Source organism: Pseudomonas urethralis, from assembly GCF_021602465.1.
GTDB classification, from domain to species: domain Bacteria; phylum Pseudomonadota; class Gammaproteobacteria; order Pseudomonadales; family Pseudomonadaceae; genus Aquipseudomonas; species Aquipseudomonas vlassakiae.
The window spans coordinates 69375-88121 of the sequence record NZ_BQIJ01000015.1; the positions used below are offsets into that span (position 1 = coordinate 69375).

The 18747-nt window shown below is 65.3% G+C and carries 22 protein-coding genes; 17 read left to right on the forward strand and 5 right to left on the reverse strand.

Annotation, left to right across the window (positions count from 1 at the left end; genetic code table 11):
• Positions 1-2 precede the first annotated feature (2 nt).
• The 3 genes from L6D64_RS21380 (at position 3) to pbpG (ending at position 1791) form a co-directional block, all read left to right on the forward strand.
• Positions 3-344 carry a hypothetical protein gene (locus tag L6D64_RS21380; protein WP_099814553.1) on the forward strand — a complete coding sequence of 114 codons (342 nt, stop codon included), beginning with the start codon at positions 3-5 and terminating at the stop codon, positions 342-344.
• 94 nt (positions 345-438) lie between these two features.
• Positions 439-621, forward strand: a complete 183-nt coding sequence (locus L6D64_RS21385; protein WP_152956113.1) for a hypothetical protein — start codon at positions 439-441, stop codon at positions 619-621.
• 243 nt (positions 622-864) lie between these two features.
• Positions 865-1791 (forward strand): D-alanyl-D-alanine endopeptidase, encoded by a 927-nt coding sequence (gene pbpG, locus L6D64_RS21390; RefSeq protein ID WP_176508053.1) that lies wholly within the window; start codon positions 865-867, stop codon positions 1789-1791.
• 58 nt (positions 1792-1849) lie between these two features.
• On the opposite strand, the gene L6D64_RS21395 is transcribed toward pbpG, so the two are convergent.
• Positions 1850-2287: a hypothetical protein gene (locus L6D64_RS21395; protein ID WP_176508052.1), complete on the reverse strand. Its 438-nt coding sequence runs from the start codon at positions 2285-2287 to the stop codon at positions 1850-1852.
• 194 nt (positions 2288-2481) lie between these two features.
• Between L6D64_RS21395 and L6D64_RS21400 the strand changes: the two genes are divergently transcribed.
• The 9 genes from L6D64_RS21400 to L6D64_RS21440 all read left to right on the forward strand — a co-directional run bounded on the left by L6D64_RS21400 (position 2482) and on the right by L6D64_RS21440 (position 10044).
• A complete protein-coding gene (locus tag L6D64_RS21400) occupies positions 2482-3816 on the forward strand; it encodes a lysine N(6)-hydroxylase/L-ornithine N(5)-oxygenase family protein (protein ID WP_176508051.1) in 1335 nt (444 codons plus the stop codon).
• 171 nt (positions 3817-3987) lie between these two features.
• Positions 3988-5181 (forward strand): PepSY-associated TM helix domain-containing protein, encoded by a 1194-nt coding sequence (locus L6D64_RS21405; RefSeq protein ID WP_176508050.1) that lies wholly within the window; start codon positions 3988-3990, stop codon positions 5179-5181.
• Complete coding sequence (locus tag L6D64_RS21410; protein ID WP_176508049.1) at positions 5178-5717, forward strand: thiamine pyrophosphate-binding protein; 540 nt, start codon at positions 5178-5180, stop codon at positions 5715-5717. The genes L6D64_RS21405 and L6D64_RS21410 overlap by 4 nt, the downstream gene beginning before the upstream one ends.
• Entirely contained in the window at positions 5714-6034 is a 321-nt protein-coding gene (locus tag L6D64_RS21415) for a hypothetical protein (RefSeq protein ID WP_176508048.1), read from the forward strand. Before L6D64_RS21410 ends, L6D64_RS21415 begins: the two co-directional genes overlap by 4 nt.
• Before the next feature lie 11 nt (positions 6035-6045).
• Positions 6046-6615, forward strand: coding sequence for a DUF6162 family protein (locus tag L6D64_RS21420; RefSeq protein ID WP_176508047.1), 570 nt, complete (start codon positions 6046-6048; stop codon positions 6613-6615).
• Positions 6616-6630: 15 nt separating this feature from the next.
• Positions 6631-7533 carry a metal ABC transporter substrate-binding protein gene (locus L6D64_RS21425; RefSeq protein WP_054883295.1) on the forward strand — a complete coding sequence of 301 codons (903 nt, stop codon included), beginning with the start codon at positions 6631-6633 and terminating at the stop codon, positions 7531-7533.
• Positions 7530-8279 carry a metal ABC transporter ATP-binding protein gene (locus L6D64_RS21430; RefSeq protein WP_176508046.1) on the forward strand — a complete coding sequence of 250 codons (750 nt, stop codon included), beginning with the start codon at positions 7530-7532 and terminating at the stop codon, positions 8277-8279. Before L6D64_RS21425 ends, L6D64_RS21430 begins: the two co-directional genes overlap by 4 nt.
• Positions 8276-9175 carry a metal ABC transporter permease gene (locus tag L6D64_RS21435; RefSeq protein WP_176508045.1) on the forward strand — a complete coding sequence of 300 codons (900 nt, stop codon included), beginning with the start codon at positions 8276-8278 and terminating at the stop codon, positions 9173-9175. Before L6D64_RS21430 ends, L6D64_RS21435 begins: the two co-directional genes overlap by 4 nt.
• Positions 9172-10044 (forward strand): metal ABC transporter substrate-binding protein, encoded by an 873-nt coding sequence (locus L6D64_RS21440; protein ID WP_176508044.1) that lies wholly within the window; start codon positions 9172-9174, stop codon positions 10042-10044. The genes L6D64_RS21435 and L6D64_RS21440 overlap by 4 nt, the downstream gene beginning before the upstream one ends.
• Before the next feature lie 12 nt (positions 10045-10056).
• On the opposite strand, the gene L6D64_RS21445 is transcribed toward L6D64_RS21440, so the two are convergent.
• Entirely contained in the window at positions 10057-10686 is a 630-nt protein-coding gene (locus tag L6D64_RS21445; protein WP_176508043.1) for a TetR/AcrR family transcriptional regulator, read from the reverse strand.
• Positions 10687-10809: 123 nt separating this feature from the next.
• Here L6D64_RS21445 and L6D64_RS21450 point away from each other — a divergent pair, with 123 nt between their 5' ends.
• The 3 genes from L6D64_RS21450 to L6D64_RS21460 are packed head-to-tail and all read left to right on the forward strand — an operon-like array spanning position 10810 to position 14670.
• Positions 10810-12489 (forward strand): amidohydrolase, encoded by a 1680-nt coding sequence (locus L6D64_RS21450; RefSeq protein ID WP_176508042.1) that lies wholly within the window; start codon positions 10810-10812, stop codon positions 12487-12489.
• A gap of 27 nt (positions 12490-12516) precedes the next feature.
• Positions 12517-13674 carry an MFS transporter gene (locus L6D64_RS21455; protein WP_176508041.1) on the forward strand — a complete coding sequence of 386 codons (1158 nt, stop codon included), beginning with the start codon at positions 12517-12519 and terminating at the stop codon, positions 13672-13674.
• An 18-nt stretch (positions 13675-13692) separates the two neighbouring features.
• Positions 13693-14670, forward strand: coding sequence for a D-2-hydroxyacid dehydrogenase family protein (locus L6D64_RS21460; RefSeq protein WP_176508040.1), 978 nt, complete (start codon positions 13693-13695; stop codon positions 14668-14670).
• Positions 14671-14693: 23 nt separating this feature from the next.
• On the opposite strand, the gene L6D64_RS21465 is transcribed toward L6D64_RS21460, so the two are convergent.
• The 3 genes from L6D64_RS21465 to L6D64_RS21475 all read right to left on the reverse strand — a co-directional run bounded on the left by L6D64_RS21465 (position 14694) and on the right by L6D64_RS21475 (position 16660).
• Complete coding sequence (locus tag L6D64_RS21465; RefSeq protein ID WP_176508039.1) at positions 14694-15137, reverse strand: acetyltransferase; 444 nt, start codon at positions 15135-15137, stop codon at positions 14694-14696.
• Between the two features lie 178 nt (positions 15138-15315).
• Positions 15316-16104, reverse strand: coding sequence for a formate/nitrite transporter family protein (locus L6D64_RS21470; protein WP_176508038.1), 789 nt, complete (start codon positions 16102-16104; stop codon positions 15316-15318).
• Positions 16105-16405: 301 nt separating this feature from the next.
• On the reverse strand, positions 16406-16660 hold the full coding sequence (locus tag L6D64_RS21475; protein ID WP_176507983.1) for a hypothetical protein: 255 nt from the start codon (positions 16658-16660) through the stop codon (positions 16406-16408).
• A 167-nt stretch (positions 16661-16827) separates the two neighbouring features.
• Between L6D64_RS21475 and L6D64_RS21480 the strand changes: the two genes are divergently transcribed.
• Together L6D64_RS21480 and L6D64_RS21485 are read left to right on the forward strand one after the other, a co-directional pair.
• Positions 16828-17310 carry a cell division protein gene (locus L6D64_RS21480; RefSeq protein ID WP_176508037.1) on the forward strand — a complete coding sequence of 161 codons (483 nt, stop codon included), beginning with the start codon at positions 16828-16830 and terminating at the stop codon, positions 17308-17310.
• Positions 17303-18745 (forward strand): TIGR01777 family oxidoreductase, encoded by a 1443-nt coding sequence (locus tag L6D64_RS21485; protein ID WP_176508036.1) that lies wholly within the window; start codon positions 17303-17305, stop codon positions 18743-18745. Before L6D64_RS21480 ends, L6D64_RS21485 begins: the two co-directional genes overlap by 8 nt.
• Positions 18746-18747: the final 2 nt, after the last annotated feature.

Genomic DNA, 18747 nt, shown 5'->3' on the forward strand with positions numbered 1-18747 from the left:
TCATGATCCGTCATCTCCCCGGAATCGCCCTGCTGGTCGGTGCCCTGGCCATCAGCGGGCAAGCCTCTGCCCACGGTGGCGGCGGCCATGGCTGGTATGGCCCAGGCCCACTGCTCGGCGCTGCCGTGGTCGGGGCCGTGGTCGGGGCGACGGTATACGGTGGCCACGACCGCACCGTCTATGTCGAACGCCAGCCCGCCTACTATGGGCCACCGCCCGTCTATGTCCAGGCTCCGCCGCAGCCAGTGTATTACCAACCGTACTACGTACCGGCGCCGCCACCGCCAGCGTACCGCCCCTACTACGGGCCGCCACCGGTGTATTACGGCCCGCCACGCTGGTGACCGTTGAAAAAACTGATGAGCACTATTGAGCATGTTGATTTCAAACCGTGCCGGCGGCTGCGTAAGGTGGGCACATGTTTCACAGGAGGTCCCCATGGCCACTATTCAGATCATGTCCGTCGTCGGCACTGCTGTCCCCGTCACACTGCGTGAGCAAGGCCTGCTGGCCTGCTGGTACCTGGTAAGCAATGGCGAGGCCGTCAGCGGCCCGCTGGCTACTCGCGCCTCGGCGCAGGCCCTGGCTGAACAGCTCCAGGCCGACTGCCTGATCGCTTGACCTGATTTTGTTGCGCGTTGCTCCCTACGTCCCTTCCGACCCGCTACCTGGCGGGTCTTTTTTTGCCCCGGCGAACCGACGAGTGGCGGCAGGAAAACCGATACAGCATGAAGCTTTTTTCATTTCGCGGGGTCGGCTCAACGAGCAATCGACAGCACTTCGGCCATACTCCACAATGCAGCGGTTTTTTGGGGGAAAACCCTTGCACAGCCAACGACATACCAACTTTTAGTGAGCCTCAACGTGAAAACATCCCTGTCCATCCTCAGCCTGCTGCTGTTGCTCACAGGTACTGCGACCCTTCCGTCGACCGCTGCTGCACAACCCCCGGCCCAGGTCCAACGCGACCCGTCCAAACTGCACCTGGCGTCTGGCAGCGCCCTGCTGATCGACCTGAACACCAACCAGGAACTGTATTCGAGCCACGCCGACCGGGTGGTGCCCATTGCCTCGGTGACCAAACTGATGACGGCGATGGTGGTGCTGGATGCCAAGCTGCCCATGGATGAGATGCTCACCATGACCATCGCCAACAACCCGGACATGAAAGGCGTGTATTCGCGCGTTCGCCTGGGGAGCGAGCTGAATCGCCGGGAAACCCTGCTGATTACCCTGATGTCGTCGGAAAACCGTGCCGCGACCACCCTGGCCAACCACTACCCAGGGGGCTACCCGGCCTTCATCAAGGCGATGAACGCCAAGGCCCGCAGCCTGGGCATGGCGCACACCCGTTATGTCGAACCGACCGGCCTGTCGACGCAGAACGTCTCCACCGCCCGTGACCTGTCCAAGCTGCTGATGGCCGCGCGCAAGTACCCGATGCTGAGCGAGCTGTCGACCACCCGCGAGAAGACCGTGGCCTTCCGCAAGCCCAACTACACCTTGGGCTTCCGCAACACCGACCACCTGGTGAACAAGAGCAACTGGGACATCAAGCTGACCAAGACCGGTTTCACCAATGAAGCCGGCCATTGCCTGGTGCTGCTGACCAGGATGGACAACCGCCCGGTGGCCATGGTGATCCTCGATGCCTTCGGCAAGTACACCCACTTCGCCGACGCCACCCGCATGCGTCAGTGGCTGGAGACCGGCGCGACCAAGCCGGCACCGGCCGTGGCCATGCAATACAAGACCGACAAGCACGGCAAGGGGCGCCTGGCGTCGGACTGACGGCAGGCCTTGTCAGCCTCATCCCCGGCTTGCCGGCGATGAGGCCCGTTCAGGCTGTTCAGGCCTGGGTATCGACCATGCCGCCGGCACTGCTGCCGCCCGACTTCTGCAACGCTTCCAGCAGTTGCGCGGTGGCCGTCATGATCTCGCCACTGAGGGTGGCGATGCTGGCCTGCTTGGCCGTGACTGCCGCCAACTTGCTGGTTTCGTCGGTTTTCTGCGCCATCAGGATGGCCAGCTGTTTCTGTTCATCGGCCAACTGCTTCTGCAGTTTCTTGATCATCTCGCGCAACTGCTTGATGTGCGAGGGCTCGTCACTGCCACTGCTGCCTTGCGCACCCTCGGCGCCCTTGGCCTGGCCGTCGCCACGCAGCTTCGAGGTGTCGACCTGCAGCGTCGAGCTGCCCGATTCAGTCTTTTCCGTGTCGCTGGCCTGCGAAGCGCTGCCGGCCTGGGCCGAGGTGTTGCCGATGCTGACTGCCGCGATACCTACCATGTGTTTCTCCTTGCCTTGCAAAGGGTCCTTGAGTTGACCTGCGTATCGGCCGAAAGCGGCAAGCCTTTAGGCCCGGCTGGCCGCAGGCACGCTTGCGGGCAGTAAATTCACCCAGCGCTGGCTCGTTCCACCCAATGTACAAGCGCCGGAGCCCCGGCATGCGCCCACATTCGACCCATTATGGAACCGCAGCCATGAGCCAGTCTGCACACCCGGAAACTATCAAGGACCTGATCGGCGTTGGCTTCGGCCCGTCCAACCTGGCCCTGGCCATCGCCCTGGAAGAGCTTGCCCAGAGCCAGGGCCACGCCCTCGATGCGCTGTTCATCGACAAGCAGAAGGAATACCGCTGGCACGGCGAAACCCTCGCCACCCAGAGCGAACTGCAGATCTCGTTCCTCAAGGACCTGGTCTCGCTGCGCAACCCGACCAGCCCCTACAGCTTCGTCAACTACCTGCACCAGAAGCAGCGCCTGGCAGACTTCATCAACCTCGGCACCTTCTACCCCTGCCGCCTGGAGTACAACGACTACCTGCGCTGGGCCGCCGAGCACTTCGCCGCCCAGGCGGTGTATGGCGAAGAAGTGCTGCGCATCGAACCTGAAGTGAAGGCAGGCCGTGTCGAGCACCTGCGCCTGGTATCACGCGACGGGCAAGGCCGCGAATTCAGCCGTCGGACGCGCTCGGTGGTGGTAGGCAGCGGCGGCACGCCGAAAATCCCCGAAAAATTCAGCGCGTTCAAGGATGATCCGCGGGTTTTCCACCATTCCCAGTACCTGAGCAGCCTGAACAAGCTACCCTGCACGGCCGGCAAGCCGATGCGCATTGCCGTGATCGGCTCGGGCCAGAGCGCCGCCGAGGCCTTCATCGACCTCAATGACAGCTACCCGTCGGTCAAGGTCGACATGGTGCTGCGCGGCTCCGCCCTCAAGCCGGCCGACGACAGCCCGTTCGTCAACGAGATCTTCGCCCCCGACTACACCGACCTGGTCTACAACGAGCCGGCCGATCAACGCGCCAAGCTGCTCGGCGAATACCACAACACCAACTATTCGGTGGTCGACCTCGACCTGATCGAGCGCATCTACGGCATCCTCTACCGGCAGAAGGTCGCCCACCAGTTCCGCCACAACGTGCTGTGCCGCCGCCAGGTGGAAGCCGTAGTGGCCACCCGCGACGGCATCGAACTGACCCTGCGCGACCTGGCCACCGGCCAGCAGCAGACCCACCGCTACGACGCGGTAATACTCGCCACCGGCTACGAACGCCGCTCGCACCGCGACCTGCTCGCCCCGCTGGCCGACTACCTGGAAGACTTCAGCGTCGACCGCAACTACCGGGTATTGGCCAGCCCCGACCTGCAGGCCTCGGTCTACCTGCAAGGCTTCTGCGAGAACAGCCATGGCCTCAGCGACACCTTGCTGTCGGTGCTGCCCTCCCGTGCCGCCGAGATCGGCCAGGCGCTGTACCACGACCTGGCACGCCAGCAGGGCAAGGCACAACCTGCCGTTGCCCTGACCAGCGCCTGACTGGCGCTGCTACCCAACCGACAGGGCGCCACCAGCGCCCTATCGGCGCGTGTGCCCTGCGAAACATTTGCTTGCATTTAATTCGTCAGGATTTTCATTCTCATTCGTCTTTTGAACAACAGCCCTTTTTTGGTCGGGCCTGTGCTCGCCCCTTTTTCAGAAGACTGACCGATGGCCAAATCACCGAAAAAATCCAAGTCCAAGCTGTGGTTCCTGGTGCACAGCTGGCTCGCCCTGCCGATCTGGTTCTTCGTGCTGATCGTCTGCTTTACCGGCATGCTGGCCGTGGTCAGCCAGGAAATCGTCTGGCTGGCCAACCCCGACGTGCGTGCCAGCAAGCCTGACGACAACGCCGAACGCCTGAGCTTCCAGCAAGTGCTCGATGCCCTGCACAAGGCCGAACCAGACATGGCCGTCAACTCGCTCAGCCAGCCCGATGGCGCGCACTTCGCGCTGACGGCGCAGGTCACTTACGCCGATGGCTCCAGCCCGATGCTCTACGTCAACCCCTATACCGGGGCCATTCAGGGCAAGATGCCGGACTTCAACTTCGAAGCCTTCACCCGGGCCCTGCACGGCTGGTGGCTGGTGCCGTTCACCAATGGCTTCAGCTGGGGCTGGTACCTGGTGTCGATGCTCGGCCTGCCAATGCTCGCGTCGCTGGTAACGGGCCTGGTGGTGTACAAGAAATTCTGGAAAGGGTTCTTCAAGCCGGTACGCACCGGCCATGGCTCGCGCATCTTCTGGGGCGACCTGCACCGCCTGGCCGGGGTCTGGTCGATCTGGTTCATCGCGGTCATTGCCATCACCAGCATCTGGTTCCTGATCCGGGCGATCCTGTTCGACAACCAGATCACTATTTCCAGTGAGCCCGTCGTGCCGGTGATCGCCCGCGAGCAGGTGCCGCAGACCGTCGACGGCAGCCCGGCGCCACGCATCGACCTGGACGAGGCCGCACGCATTGCCGGCCTGGCCATCCCCAGCCTGGAGATCACCTCAATCTCGCTGCCGGCTACCGCCTACAGCCACATCGAAATGGGCGGGCGTGGCTGGTACCCGCTGATGTTCCAGAGTGCGTCGGTCAACCCGTATACACGCCAGGTCGACAGCCAGTTCCTGCTCAGCGACCGCTCGGCCCTGGAGTTCGTCACCGAGTCCATGCGCCCGCTGCACACGGGCGACTTCGGTGGCCTGCCGATCAAGCTGATCTGGTTCTTCTTCGGCCTGATCCTGACCCTGATGGTGTTCAGTGGGCTGCTGATCTGGACCAAACGCACCGCCCAGGCCACCGCCGCCGCGCTCAAGCGCAGCGAGCGCACAGCGCACGGCACACGCCGCGAAACCACGCTGGAGGTGCGCCCATGAGCCGTGCCCGAACCCTGCCTGGCCGGCCACTCAGGCAAGGGTGGCTGAAGTGGCGCTTTCACCTGAACATCCTGCTGATCCTCATTCCCCTGGGTTTCATGCCCAAGTACTTCGCCGATGTCAGGTTGTTCCGTGGTGACGCCGGGCTCGGTGCCAACCCGATCCACGGCATACAGGTCGGCCCATACAGCCTGGACCTCGCCGAGCTGCGCAACGAAGCCCCGCGCGCCGATGGCCCCGCGGGCCACTTCAAGCTGTTCAACGCGGCGCTGTGCAAGGCCTGCGTGAATGACGTCAAGGCGGTCTACCTGCGCATCGGCAAGCCGCGCAGCCTGCGTGCCGCAGGCACCATCTTCTTCGGCGCGCCATACCGCATGGTCACCAACCTGCCCATACCGCCGCGCACCGGCGCCGACGCACAGGTCTGGATCACCCTCGAAGGCTGGGACGGCAGCCTGCACCAGGCCTCGGTCCCCCTGGCCAAGGCTTCGCCAGCCACCGTGGCCTGGCTCGAAAAACAAGGAGGCAAACCATGAAACACCTCATGCACAGGCTCGCCCTGCCCTGGCTGGTACTGGCTGCAAGCCCGGCCCTGGCCCACAACCCGATGTGCGAATGCGAGGAGGTGGCCGGTGGCCAGGTGAAATGCACCGGCGGGTTTTCCGATGGCAGCGGCGCGCCCGGGGTGACCCTCGACGTGATCGGCTACGACGAGCAGGTGCTGGTCGGTGGCAAGCTCGGTGACGATTCGAGCCTGACCTTCAAACGCCCCGACGGCGAGTTCTACGTGCTGTTCGACGCAGGGCCTGGCCACGTCGTGGAAGTCGACCACGCCGACATCGCGCAACCATGAGCCGTCCAGCCATGAGCCAGGCCCAAGTGGTGCGCCCGGCCGGCGCCGGGCACGAAACCCTCTATGTGCTGCTGGCCAGCCTGTTGATCGTTGCCCTCGCCGCCAGCGTCGTGCTGCTGCGCGGCGAGCGCGAGGACGAGCAGGCCATCGCCAGCCACCAGATCGACGCACGCCGCGACCTGAGCGCGGCCGAACAAGGCATCTACACCGACCTGCGCGTGGCGTTCGACGAGATACAACTGCTTCGACAGGAAAGCGCCGCCACGCCCAGCGTTGCGGCACTGGCCGAGCAAGGCCTGCCACCGTTCGTGGCCGATGCCGGCAGCCAGCGCCGTGGCAACCACCAGTGGCAGTGGCTGGCGACTGGCGCCTACCTGGGCCGCAGCCAGGCGCCGCAGGTGGCCGGCAGTTTCCTGCTGATCCTGCCCGACGCTGGCAGCACCGAGGTCGACGTGTGGCTGCGCCGCGACAGCGCCGCCGTGCTTCCCGACGACCTCGGCCAGGCCGCACTGATCGCCGCCGGCTGGCAGCAGGTGGTCAGCCACTACGACGCCGGGGTCACCCGCGAACACCGTCATTGAACCCAAGGATTCCCCATGTTCCGCAAAGCCCTCGCCCTGCTCCTGGCCTGCGCCCTGCCGGCGCTGGCCCTGGCCGATACCGGCAAGCCCCTGCGCATCGGCATCACCCTGCACCCCTATTACAGCTACGTCAGCAACATCGTCGGCGACAAGGCCGAAGTGGTGCCGCTGATTCCGGCGGGTTTCAACCCGCATGCCTATGAACCCCGCGCCGAAGACATCAAGCGCATCGGCACGCTGGACGTGGTGGTGCTCAATGGCGTGGGCCATGACGACTTCGCCGACCGCATGATCGCCGCCAGCGAAAAGCCCGGCATCCAGACCATCGAAGCCAACCAGAACGTACCGCTGCTGGCCGCCACCGGGATCGCCGCGCGTGGCGCCGGCAAGGTGGTCAACCCGCATACCTTCCTGTCGATCAGCACCACCATCGCCCAGGTCAACAACATCGCCCGAGCGCTCGGCAAGCTCGACCCGGACAACGCCAGGCTCTACACGCAGAACGCCCGTGCCTATGCCAAGCGCCTGCGCGCCTTGCGTGCCGAAGCCCTGGCCAAGGTCAGCGAAGCCCCCAGCGCCACCTTCCGCGTGGCCACCATCCATGCCGCCTACGACTACCTGGTGCGTGACTTCGGCCTGGAAGTGACCGCCGTGGTCGAGCCCGCCCACGGCATCGAACCCAGCCCGGCGCAGCTGAAAAAGACCATCGACCAGCTCAAGGCGCTGGATGTGAAGGTGATTTTCTCGGAGATGGACTTCCCTTCGGCCTATGTCGAGACCATCCAGCGTGAAGCCGGCGTGCGCCTGTACCCGCTGACGCACATTTCCTATGGCGAGTACACCCAGGACAAATACGAAGTGGAAATGAAGCGCAACCTCGACACCGTGGTCCGCGCCATCCAGGAGAACCGCGCATGACCGCTGCCGCGCACCTCATCGCACCCGCTGGCCCGTGCATCGAATTTGCCGGCATCGACCTGACCCTGGGCCGCACACGCATTCTCGACCAGGTGCAGTTCAGCGTGGCCGCAGGCAGCGTGCACGCTATCGTCGGGCCCAATGGCGGCGGCAAGAGTTCGCTGATCAAGACCTTGCTTGGGCAGATGCCGCACCAGGGCCAGCTGACCCTGCACTGGCCAGGCGCGCAGCAGGTGATCGGCTATGTGCCGCAGGCGCTGGAGTTCGACCGCGGGCTGCCGATGACCGTGGACGACTTCATGGCGGCCATGTGTCAGCGGCGCCCGGCGTTCCTCGGCTTGTCGCGGCGCGTGCAGCCGGCGATCGATGCGGCGCTGGCGCGGGTCGGCATGCTCGCCAAGCGCAAGCGGCGCATGGGCGCGTTGTCCGGTGGCGAGCGGCAGCGCGTGCTGCTCGCCCAGGGCTTGATACCGGACCCGCAACTGCTGGTGCTCGACGAGCCGATGTCGGCGCTCGACGAAGCCGGCATCCAGGTGTTCGAACAACTGCTGCAAGGCTGGCGCCAGGCCGGCACCACCGTGTTGTGGATCGAGCATGATCTGGAGGCCGTGCTGCGCCTGGCCGACCGGGTCACCGGCCTGAACCGCCAGGTGCTGTTCGACGCCCCGCCGGCCCAGGCGCTGACGCCGGAGCGCCTGCTTGGCCTGTTCTCTGTCCACCCTCGCAGCGAGAGCCTTGCCCGATGAGCTTCGAAGCCTTCCGCCAGCTGGTCCAGGCTTGGGCCGACGCTGGCTACCTGCCGCAGGCGCTGGCCTACGGTTTCGTGATCAATGCCTTGTTGGCCGGCCTGATGATCGGCCCGGTGCTGGGCGGCCTCGGCACCCTGGTGGTGGTCAAGCGCTTTGCCTTCTTCTCGGAAGCGGTCGGCCATGCCGCGCTGACCGGGGTCGCCATCGGCATCCTGCTCGGCGAGCCCTATACCGGCCCCTATGGCAGCCTGTTCGGCTACTGCCTGCTGTTCGGCATCCTGCTCAACTTCCTGCGCAACCGCACCGGGCTGGCACCGGACACGCTGATCGGCGTGTTCCTTTCCGTGTCGCTGGCCCTTGGCGCCAGCCTGCTGTTGATGCTCGCCGGCAAGATCAACGTGCATATTCTCGAAAATGTGCTGTTCGGCTCGGTACTGACGGTCAGCGCCCAGGACCTGCTGGTGCTGGGCATCGTCGCGATGCTGGTGCTGGCAATGGCCCTGCCGCTGTACAACCGCATCATGCTGGCCAGCTTCAACCCGCAACTGGCGGCGGTGCGTGGGGTGGCGGTGAAGACGCTGGACTACCTGTTCGTGGTGCTGGTGACCTTGGTCACAGTGGCTTCGGTGAAGGTGATCGGGGCGATTCTGGTCGGCGCCCTGCTGGTGATCCCGGCAGCGGCGGCGCGCCTGGTCAGCCAGTCGCTGAAGGGGTTTTTCTTCGTGTCGGTGCTGATTGCCAGCCTGAGCACACTGCTCGGCATCCTGCTGCCCATCATGCTTGACCTGCCGATGCCTTCGGGCGCCGCGATCATTCTGGTGGCCGGTATCTGCTTCGCCCTCGCCGCGCTGGCCCGCGCCCTCGTCCCACGTCTGCAAGGAAACCCGGCATGAAACTCAAACACCTGGCCCTGGCCATCGCTCTGGCCAGCCTGCCCGCGCTCGCTTCGGCCAGCCAAGTGCTGACTTCCCTACCGGTGACCCACAGCCTGGCCAGCGCCCTGCTCGACGGCACCCGCGTGCAGCTCACGCGCGCCGCGCCCGCCAACTTGCCGGCCAGCCGCCAGCCGTCGTACTTCAGCAGCCGTGGTGGTGCCAGCCTGGCCAAGGCCGCCCAGCAGGCCGACGCAGTGATCGGTGTGCGTTCGATCTGGCGTGACGACCCGCTCTACCCGCTGGCGCGACGCAGCAACATCCGTATCGTCGAGATCGATGCAGCGCGGCCGCTCGATGGCGCGCTGCCGGGCATCGCCGTGAGCGGCGATGACGCCTATGCCGCCTACCCCTGGCTGAACCCGAGCAACCTGGGGCGCATGGCCGATATTCTGGCCAACGACCTGGAGCGCCTGGTGCCCGCCGACAAGCAGAGGATCCAGGGCAACCTGGCGAAGCTCAAGCGCCAGCTGCTGGAGCTGACTGCCAGCAGCCAGGTGCAGCTGGCCAAGGTCGAAAACCTGAGCGTGGTCAGCCTGTCGGAGCGCCTGGGCTATCTGGCCAGCGGCTTGAACCTGGATGTGGTGGAACAGCCGCTGCCAGCGGATGGCAAATGGGATGAGGCGGCGCTGAAAGCGCTGGGCGAGAACCTCACAGAGCAGGATGTGGCGCTGGTGCTGGACCATCGGCAGCCGGATGCAGCGGTGGCCAAGGTGATCGAGGCGGCCGGGGCGAGGTTGCTGGTGGTAGACAGTGCCCCCGAAAATGCACTGGCCGGGCTCAAGGCCAGTGTCGAGCAGGTGATCGGGGCACTGAGCGAAGGCGGATGAGGCCGCTACCGGTCAGGGCCGGCCCGCCTGCATCCCGGCCAGCAAAAAGCCCATGAAGCGGCGCACGTCCTCGCGGTGCGCCACCAGGTCCAGCGGCTCGTCACTGCACAACCGCAGCAGCTGCAGATGCCCGTAGTCATTGATCAAAAACGCTGCATAGCCCACGTCAAGGTCGGCGCGCAACTTGCCGCTGTCGCACAGGTCCTGCAGCAGGTGCTTGAGTTCCTCGACCAGCGCGTCGTTGACCCGCTTGTAGGCCTCGGGCACATCACGCTGCTTGCTCCCCAACAGCGGCAGCAACGGCGGCAGGATCTCACGCCACAAGGGTGCCGGCAGCACCTCGAAGGCGTAATCGGTCAGGTTGGCCTCGTAGAAACACAGTGCATCCAGCGCCTGGTCGAATTCCACCAGGCGCTTGCGTGCCTCCGCCACCGCGCGGTGGTCGGCCTCGCGCAGTTTCTCCAGGAGGATCTCCTGCTTGCTGCCGAAATAAGCGAACACCGTCGGTACCGACACCGCTGCCAGGCGGGCGATCTGTTCCATGGTGGTGGTCTGGAAGCCTTGGCGCTCGAACAGGCCCAGCGCCGTGCGGCTGATCGTTTCCCGGCGCTGCGCCTTCTGTTGCTCGCGTAATCCGCTCACTTCACCACCCCTTCTCAAAACCGACGGCCAGCATACCGCAAAGCCAAGCCGTAAAAATATTTTATTGACTAAAACTTTTTACCGACACAAAACTAGCGCGGCATTTTGCCCCAGGGAGCCGCCATGACCAGCACCGCCGACCTCATCATCCACAACGCTCGCATCTACACCGTCGACCCGCACCAGCCTTGGGCCGGCGCAGTGGCTGTGCAGGGCGAGCGCATCCTCTGCGTTGGCGACCACGCCAGCGTCATGGCCCATGCCGGCCCTGCCACGCGCTTGCTGGACGCCGCCGGCAAGCTGGTGTTGCCGGGGTTCGTCGAATCGCACTGGCATTTTTCCAGCACCGCGTTCGCCTTCCAGGCACTGGTCAACCATGAAGACCCGCACGAAGTGCTGGCCCTGCTCGAACGCTACGTGGCGGCCAACCCAGGCGAGAAAGCCATCACCGGCATGGGCTGGATCCAGCCGCTGATGCCGGCCGAGCTGCTGCGCCGTGAAGTGCTCGACGCCATCTGCCCGGACAAGCCGGTGTGCCTGTTGTCCACCGACTACCACACCATGTGGGTCAACACCTACGCGCTCAAGGCAGCCGGCATCGACCGCGACACGCCGGCCGTGGAAGAAGGCGCCAGCTGGTTCGAGAAGGACCCGCTCAGCGGCGAGCCCACCGGCGTGATCATCGACTGCGCGGCCTACTCGCTGCTGATGCAACGCCTGAGCGAAGCCGGTTACCTGCCAACCGGCATCGACCTGTACCTGCGCTCGATTCCGTTCTGGCAAGAAAAGCTGGTCGCCGCCGGCATCACCACCGTGTTCGACGCCGGTTTCCTCGACCCGGCCGGTGACCAGACCCTGCTGTACGAAACCCTGCAGCAACTGGAACGTGAAGACCGCCTGAAACTGCGCGTGGTCGGCAGCTATATCAACATGGGCACCGAGGATGACCCGGTGACCATCCTGCAAGGCATGCGCAGCCGCTATGACTCACCGCTGGTGAAGGCGCAGACCTTGAAGTTGATGCTTGACGGCACCGAACTCAACCACACCGCGTTCCTGCTCGAACCCTACTGCGACAAGCCGCACTGCGGCTCGACGACCATGCCGGAAGCGGTGTTCGAAAACCACGTGCGCCAGGCCGATGCCGCCGGTATCGACGTGATGGTTCATGCCGTGGGTGATGCCGCCGTGCGCATGGCGCTGGATGTGTTCGAGCGGACCTTCGCCAGCAACCCGCCGCGCGACCGCCGCCATGTGATCACCCATGCCTTCCTCACCCACCCCGACGACATCCCCCGCTTCCGCCGCATCGGCGTCATGGCCAACACCCAACTGCAATGGGGCGTGGTCGACGCCTACGCCGAGGCCATCCAGCAGTCGTATGGTTTCAAGCGCTGGGCTTCGATGTACAAGTTCCGCACCTTCATCGACCAGGGCGTGACCGTGTCGATTGGCATGGACGGCCTGGTGTGCCAGTGCCGTTGCCAGCACAAACCGGTGGAACACATCGAATCGGGCCACACCCGTCAGCTCAGTGGCGAGCCGAATGCGCCAGTGATGCCCGATGCCGACGAACGCCTGAGCATCCCGCAACTGATTGCCGCCTACACCCTCAACGGCGCCTACCAGCTGGGGCTGGAAAAGGAAATCGGCTCGATCACTGCCGGCAAGCGCGCCGACATCATCATCCTCGAACAGGACCTGTTCGAACTCGATCGCTACCAGATCGGCAAGACCGACGTGGCGCTGACCGTGATGAACGGGCGCATCACCCATGACGCGGGCACCCTGCGCCACGCCTGAACCTCAAGCGCCCCTCGGAAAACTCCAATGCACAACAACAAGAACAACCTGCTTTTGCGTGCCGCCCTGATCTACATCGCCGCCACGGCGCTGATCATCATCGGCGTGCAACCGATCTTCATCGGCCTGGTGGCCGAACGGATGAACCTGGACCTGAGCCAGCAAGGCTGGATCTTGTCCAGCGAAATGACCGGGACGTTGCTCGGCAGCCTGCTGTTGCCCCTGCTGGGCCGGCGCTTCGGTGGCCGTGGCCTGTACCTGGCAGGCGCGCTCGCGGCCCTGCTGCTCAATGTGCTCAGTGCCATGCTGGACTCACTGGCAACGCTGGTGCTGTGCCGCCTGGCCTGCGGCGTGGCTACCGGGTTGCTGTATGCCGGCGCCATCAGCGGGCTGGGGCGCTTGCCGGGGCAGGACCGCTCGTATGGTTTATCGCTGCTGATCCAGACCGCCGTGTTCGCGCTGTATGCCACCTGCATGCCACAGCTCGCCGAGGTGCTCGGCAACCGTGGGGCAGTAGCAAGCATCGGTGGCTGGTTCGTGTTGATCGCCCTGGTCGCGCTGGCCATTCCGGCCCGCCTGCACCGCGAGGCGCCGTTACCCGTGACCCAGAGCGGTGTCGGTTGTGCCACGCTCGGGCGCTATGCGCTGCTGGGGATGCTGTGCCTGCAGCTGGCGATCTATTGCATCTGGGGCTTTGTCGACCCACTGGCCCGCGAGCGTGGGATCAGCCCGGTGGAGGTGGGCTGGTCGTTCGGCCTGGGCATTCTCGGCGGCTTGCCCGGCGGGGCCCTGCCCAGTGTGCTGGGCGCACGGGTGAGGCGTGGGCCGATGATCGCCTTCGGCTCGCTGCTGGTGCTGTTGTCGATCGTGTTGCTGGCACGCCAGGCACAGGATGCCGAGCAGCTGTGCGTGGCGTTGTTCCTGATGAACTTTGGCTGGGTGCTGGCACTGACCTACTACATGGGCGCCATCGCCACCAACGATCCGCGCGGTACCTTGACGCCCTGGGTGAGTATCCTGCAGGTCGCGGCGGCGGCGCTGGCACCGGCGTTCGTGGCCTTGCAGCAGCAGAGCGCCGGGCATGAGGCGATCTTTGTCAGTGCCGGGGTGGCGGTGGTGCTGGGAGTTGTGCTCAAGTGTATGGCCAGGGTGGTGCCACGTCGGGCCAACCCCTTCCCACACTGACCGCCGGGGCCGACCACCATGCGCATTGCCATTCCCGATGACTACCAGGACGTCATTCGCTCGCTCGAATGCTTCAAACGCCTCGCTGGGCATGAGGTTCGCGTGTTTCACGACAAGCCACCCGCCGCCCTGGATGAGCTGGCCGCCCGCTTCGCCGATGCCGACGCCCTGGTCCTCACCCGCGAACGCACGCGCATCGATGCAGCCCTGCTCGACCGGCTGCCCAACCTCAAGCTGATCAGCCAGACCGGCAAGGTCGCCGGCCATCTGGACCTGGAAGCCTGCACCACCCGCGGCATCGTCGTCAGCGAAGGCCGCGGCTCGCCGGTGGCGCCGGCGGAGCTTGCCTGGGCGCTGCTGCTCAACGCCCGGCGCCAGCTGGTACCCGCGATCGAAGCGTTCAAGCAAGGCCACTGGCAGGTCAACCTGGGCCAGGCGGTGGCCGGCCAGCTGCTGGGCATCTGGGGCTACGGCAAGATCGGCCAGCGGCTCGCCCGCTACGCCCAGGCATTCGACATGCCCGTGCTGGTGTGGGGCAGCGAGAGCAGCCGGGCGGCGGCCGAGGCCGATGGGCACCGGGCGGCGACCTCGCGCGAGGCATTTTTTGCCGAGGCGGACATCGTCAGCCTGAACCTGCGGCTGTCAGAGACAACGCGCCATCGGGTGACCTTCAGCGACCTGTCGCGGATGAAAGCGGACGCCCTGCTGCTGAATATCAGCCGCGCCGAGCTGATTGAGCCCGGGGCCCTGCTGCAGGCGCTCGACGCCGGCAGGCCGGGCTTCGCTGCGGTGGATGTGTTCGAACAGGAGCCGATACTCGAGCCGAACCACCCCCTGCTCACCCACCCGCGGGTGCTGAGCACGCCGCACCTGGGCTATGTGGAGAAGAACGGCTACGAGCTGTATTTCGGCGATGCCTTCGACAACGTGGTGGCGTTTGCCCAAGGCGCGGCGAAGAACGTCGCCAACCCGCAGGCGCTGACGGTGCGGCGCTGATCTGCAGGCTCAAGGGTTATGGCTTACGCCGGGTCAGGCAAGGCCATGTGCAACAAAGGAAACGGCCGGCCTTCGCCGTCCAGCGGCGAACGCCCGGTCTGCACGAAGCCGTAGTGAAGATAGAACCCCACCGCCTGCGGGTTCTGCTCGTTCACGTCGACACTCAAGGTACCGCGCGGCTGGCGGCAGAAGTCCAGCAACGCCCGGCCAATCCCCTGTCCATGCCGATCAGGGTCGACGAAGAGCATTTCCACATGGTGCTGGTTGAGCCCGATAAAGCCCAGCGGCTGGTCCTCGGTGTCGACGGCCACCCACAGCTCGACGGCATGCAGGTAGACATCGCGCAGCTGCGGCAGCAAGGCGTCGATGTCGGACGCTTGTAAAAAGTGATGCGTGGCGCGCACGGCGCGCAGCCAGATGTCGAGCAGCCGAGGGTGATCGGCAGCGATAGCTTGGCGAATGATCATGGAATCATCCCGAATTTTCTGATGACGGATTATCGGTGCGCCGTGGTCAGGCGCCCGTACTCATGTCGGCATCATGTATGCCCGCTTCGCGAATCAACGCCTGGGCGGTGCACGGCAGAACAGCCGGAAAGGAAGGAGGCGCCCATGCTACCCAGCCTTGCCGGCGAGGTAAAGGCACTTACGGCAGCGTGGCCTGCTCCTGGGCCGTCGCAGCAAACGACACGTAGTACGCCAGGCCGACGAAGATCGCCCCGCCCACCGCATTGCCGAGGAACACCGCGAGCAGGTTTTCGGCCAGCGCGCCCCAGCTCAGGTAACCGGCAAAAATCGCCGCCGGGATCAGGAACATGTTGGCCACCACATGCTGGAAGCCGATGGCGACGAAGGCCATGATCGGGAACCAGATGCCGAGGATCTTGCCGCTCATCTCACGGCTGGCAAAAGCCAGCCACACCGCCAGGCACACCAGCCAGTTGCAGCCGATACCCGAGACGAAGGCATGGACGAAGTCGGCGCTGGCCTTGCTGGTGGCGGCGGCCACGGTCTTGGCCAGGTAGGCGCCCTCGGTGAGGCCAAGCAGGTGGCCGAAGAAGTACGCCACGAACAGCGCGCCGAGCAAGTTGGCCAGGGTTACCAGCCACCAGTTGCGTGCCACCGCCGCCAGGCGAATGCGCCCGGCGAACATGGCCAGCGGCAGGCTCATCATGTTGCCGGTAAGCAGTTCGCCGCCCGCCAGGATCACCAGGATCAGGCCAATCGGGAACACAGCAGCCCCCAGCAGGTTACCCAGCGAAGCCCATTGCCCGGGAATCATCGCGCTGACATGGATAGCCAGGATAAAGCCCATCGAGATGAAGCCACCGGCAAGAAAGCCGAGGATGAGCAGTGCGCGGGTAGGCAAATGGGCTTTCTTGGTACCGGCCTCGATGACGAGTTCAGTGATCCGGGCGGGGGCATTGACAGACATTTCGGAAACTCGAACGCAGGGACGACAGGCACGCCCGGAGGCACGCCGGCAGTCAGGAATTTACGGGTGGCGAAGTGATGCGAGGTGCTTCAGGGGGAAGGCAAAACAGGTGGTCTCTGGCGCTACAACGAAGAGCCGCGCACGTTACTGAGGCAGAATGTCGCAGTCAAATTGATAGGGTGGATGGCTTGATAGACAGGGTCGATGAGGAGGCTGGCGTACAACCCTTCAGCATCCGACGCCATCCCTGTGGGAGCGGGCTCGCCCGCTGCCACAGGGTACCGACCGCCACCGCAATCGCTCAACGAGGTTGCGGGTGTTCGCTGGACACCGAGTTGTTGGCGTCCACATCCTGCATCTCTTCCTCGACCGGGGCCTCGTCGTCCGCCGGCAGCGGGACTTCGACATTCTCGTGAGTGCGGGCAGTGCCGTTCTCCCGCTGCTGTTGCGCGTCCTGATCGGAACCCGGATTGCCTGGCGGCGGGTTCCAGTCTTCCGGTCGCTGCTGCGACCACGCTTCACCCACATCCTGCTTTTTCGGGGTATCTGTCGTCATGGTGGGTCTCCGGTGTGCGGTGCAGCGGATCTGCACCTTTAACTCAGAAGAAATGCGAAGGGCTGAAGTGCCAGCGCCTCGACCAGTGGCGCAAAGAGCCAGCGCCTACGACCACTTGCGCAATTCAAGTACACTGGCCGCCGTCACGGAAGCCGACAGGACAAGGAATGCTCCGCTCTCTTACCGCACGATGCGATGTGCGCCGTGCATGGGTACGCTGGCTGCAAGCCGCAGCGCTGATGCACTTGCTGATTGGCCTGGGCCTCACCTGGGCCGGCCATAGCGCGTGGCTGGGCAGTTACCAGCTGAGCATCGAGCAGGCGTTCTGGGGCCAGGCAGCGCCAGCGCCTGCCCGCGCGCAGCAGGTGTGGTGGCTCGCACTGTTCGGCGCCACCTTGCAAAGCTACTCGCTGTACATGCTCGGCCTGATCCGGCTGGGCGACCGCCTGCGCAGCCACAGTGCGTGGGCCTGGCTGGCATTCGGCATCGTGCTGTGGGCACCGCAGGACATGGTGGTGTCGTTGCAGGCCGGCATGTGGTCGCACCTGGTCATCGATGGCCTGGCCCTGCTCGCCCTGCTGCCACCGTTGCTGTGGCTGTATCGCTGCGACCGCCCCACCACCACTTTGAAAGGACTTGAACGTGGCTGAACTGCCGATCCTCTCCTGGGCCCTCAACCTGCTGCTGATCCAAGGTTTGCTGGGCGCGCTGGACACTGTCTACCACCATGAACTGACCGTTGCCCTGCCCCAGCGCTACAGTGCGCGGCTGGAGCTGGCGATCCACGCAGTGCGCTCGTGCTGCTACGGCATCCTGTTCCTGGGTATCGCCCATGTAGCGTTCCAGGGCGTCTGGGCGATTATCGTGGCGGTGGTCTTCACCCTGGAGATCGGCCTGACCCTGTGGGATTTCGTGGTCGAGGACCGCAGCCGCAAGCTGCCGGCCATCGAGCGCATCATGCATACCGTGCTGGCGATCAACGCTGGCGCCTTCTTCGCGCTGTACGGCCTGCAGCTGCTGCAGTGGTCGAGCCTGCCCGATGGCTTGGTGGCCATCGACCTCGGCTGGCGCGGCTGGCTGCTGACCCTGTTCGCCCTCGGTGTGACGGCGTCGGGGATCCGCGATGCGCTGGCGACGCTGCGCCTGCACCGCCAGGGGCCGCCAACCAACCCGTTCGCCGGCAGCGCCTACAAGCAGGTGCTGGTCACTGGCGGCACCGGCTTCATCGGCGAAACCCTGGTCAACCAGTTGCTCGATGCCGGTCACAGCGTCAGCGTGCTGGCCCGCGACCCGCTGCGCGCCGCCTACCTGTTCGACGGCCGCGCCCGCTGCCTGCGCAGCCTCGACAAACTCGGCCATGACGAGCGCTTCGACGTGGTCATCAACCTGGCGGGCGCGCCCGTCGCCGGGCCACGCTGGACACCGCGTCGCCAGGCGCAGCTGCTGGCCAGCCGGGTCGGCACTACCGAGGCCTTGCTGCACTGGGCACGCCAGGCCCGGCACAAGCCGGCGCTGTGGATCCAGGCCTCGGCCATCGGTTACTACGGTGTACGCGACGCTAGCCAGCCACTGGACGAAAGCGCCAGCAAAGGCGACGGCTTCATGGCCGAACTGTGCGATCGCTGGGAGGCATCCGCCAGCCCGGCCAGCGCCCTCGGCGTTCGCCAGGTGGTGCTGCGCCTGGGCGTGGTGTTCGGCCCTGGCGGTGCGCTGGCGCCCCTGCTGATGCCGTTCCGCCTGGGCCTGGGTGGGCGCATGGGTGATGGCCGGCAAATCATGAGCTGGGTGCACCGTGACGACGTGCTGGCGGTGATGGCGCGCACCATGGTCGACAGCGAAATGCAGGGCACCTACAACCTGGTCGCCCCCGAGCCGGTCAGCCAGGCCACCTTCGCCCAAACTGTCGGCCGACTGCTCAAGCGCCCGGTGTGGCTGCATGTTCCCGCTGCACCGGTTCGGGCGCTTGCCGGGGAAATGGCCGAGCTGTTCTTCGACGGCCAGCGCGTGCTGCCGAGCCGCCTGGAGCAGGCCGGCTACCGCTTCCAGTACCCGACCCTGGACAGCGCCTTGCGCGACCTGGCCTGAGG

Coding starts and splice junctions, on each gene's coding strand:
- L6D64_RS21395 (WP_176508052.1), bottom strand. CDS start 2,287: ATGGTAGGTATCGCGGCAGTCAGCATCGGCAACACCTCGGCCCAGGCC.
- L6D64_RS21440 (WP_176508044.1), top strand. CDS start 9,172: ATGAAACTCAAACACCTGGCCCTGGCCATCGCTCTGGCCAGCCTGCCC.
- L6D64_RS21380 (WP_099814553.1), top strand. CDS start 3: ATGATCCGTCATCTCCCCGGAATCGCCCTGCTGGTCGGTGCCCTGGCC.
- L6D64_RS21465 (WP_176508039.1), bottom strand. CDS start 15,137: ATGATCATTCGCCAAGCTATCGCTGCCGATCACCCTCGGCTGCTCGAC.
- L6D64_RS21400 (WP_176508051.1), top strand. CDS start 2,482: ATGAGCCAGTCTGCACACCCGGAAACTATCAAGGACCTGATCGGCGTT.
- L6D64_RS21450 (WP_176508042.1), top strand. CDS start 10,810: ATGACCAGCACCGCCGACCTCATCATCCACAACGCTCGCATCTACACC.
- L6D64_RS21430 (WP_176508046.1), top strand. CDS start 7,530: ATGACCGCTGCCGCGCACCTCATCGCACCCGCTGGCCCGTGCATCGAA.
- L6D64_RS21420 (WP_176508047.1), top strand. CDS start 6,046: ATGAGCCAGGCCCAAGTGGTGCGCCCGGCCGGCGCCGGGCACGAAACC.
- L6D64_RS21385 (WP_152956113.1), top strand. CDS start 439: ATGGCCACTATTCAGATCATGTCCGTCGTCGGCACTGCTGTCCCCGTC.
- L6D64_RS21415 (WP_176508048.1), top strand. CDS start 5,714: ATGAAACACCTCATGCACAGGCTCGCCCTGCCCTGGCTGGTACTGGCT.
- L6D64_RS21410 (WP_176508049.1), top strand. CDS start 5,178: ATGAGCCGTGCCCGAACCCTGCCTGGCCGGCCACTCAGGCAAGGGTGG.
- L6D64_RS21425 (WP_054883295.1), top strand. CDS start 6,631: ATGTTCCGCAAAGCCCTCGCCCTGCTCCTGGCCTGCGCCCTGCCGGCG.
- L6D64_RS21475 (WP_176507983.1), bottom strand. CDS start 16,660: ATGACGACAGATACCCCGAAAAAGCAGGATGTGGGTGAAGCGTGGTCG.
- L6D64_RS21480 (WP_176508037.1), top strand. CDS start 16,828: ATGCTCCGCTCTCTTACCGCACGATGCGATGTGCGCCGTGCATGGGTA.
- L6D64_RS21455 (WP_176508041.1), top strand. CDS start 12,517: ATGCACAACAACAAGAACAACCTGCTTTTGCGTGCCGCCCTGATCTAC.
- L6D64_RS21405 (WP_176508050.1), top strand. CDS start 3,988: ATGGCCAAATCACCGAAAAAATCCAAGTCCAAGCTGTGGTTCCTGGTG.
- L6D64_RS21470 (WP_176508038.1), bottom strand. CDS start 16,104: ATGTCTGTCAATGCCCCCGCCCGGATCACTGAACTCGTCATCGAGGCC.
- L6D64_RS21460 (WP_176508040.1), top strand. CDS start 13,693: ATGCGCATTGCCATTCCCGATGACTACCAGGACGTCATTCGCTCGCTC.
- L6D64_RS21435 (WP_176508045.1), top strand. CDS start 8,276: ATGAGCTTCGAAGCCTTCCGCCAGCTGGTCCAGGCTTGGGCCGACGCT.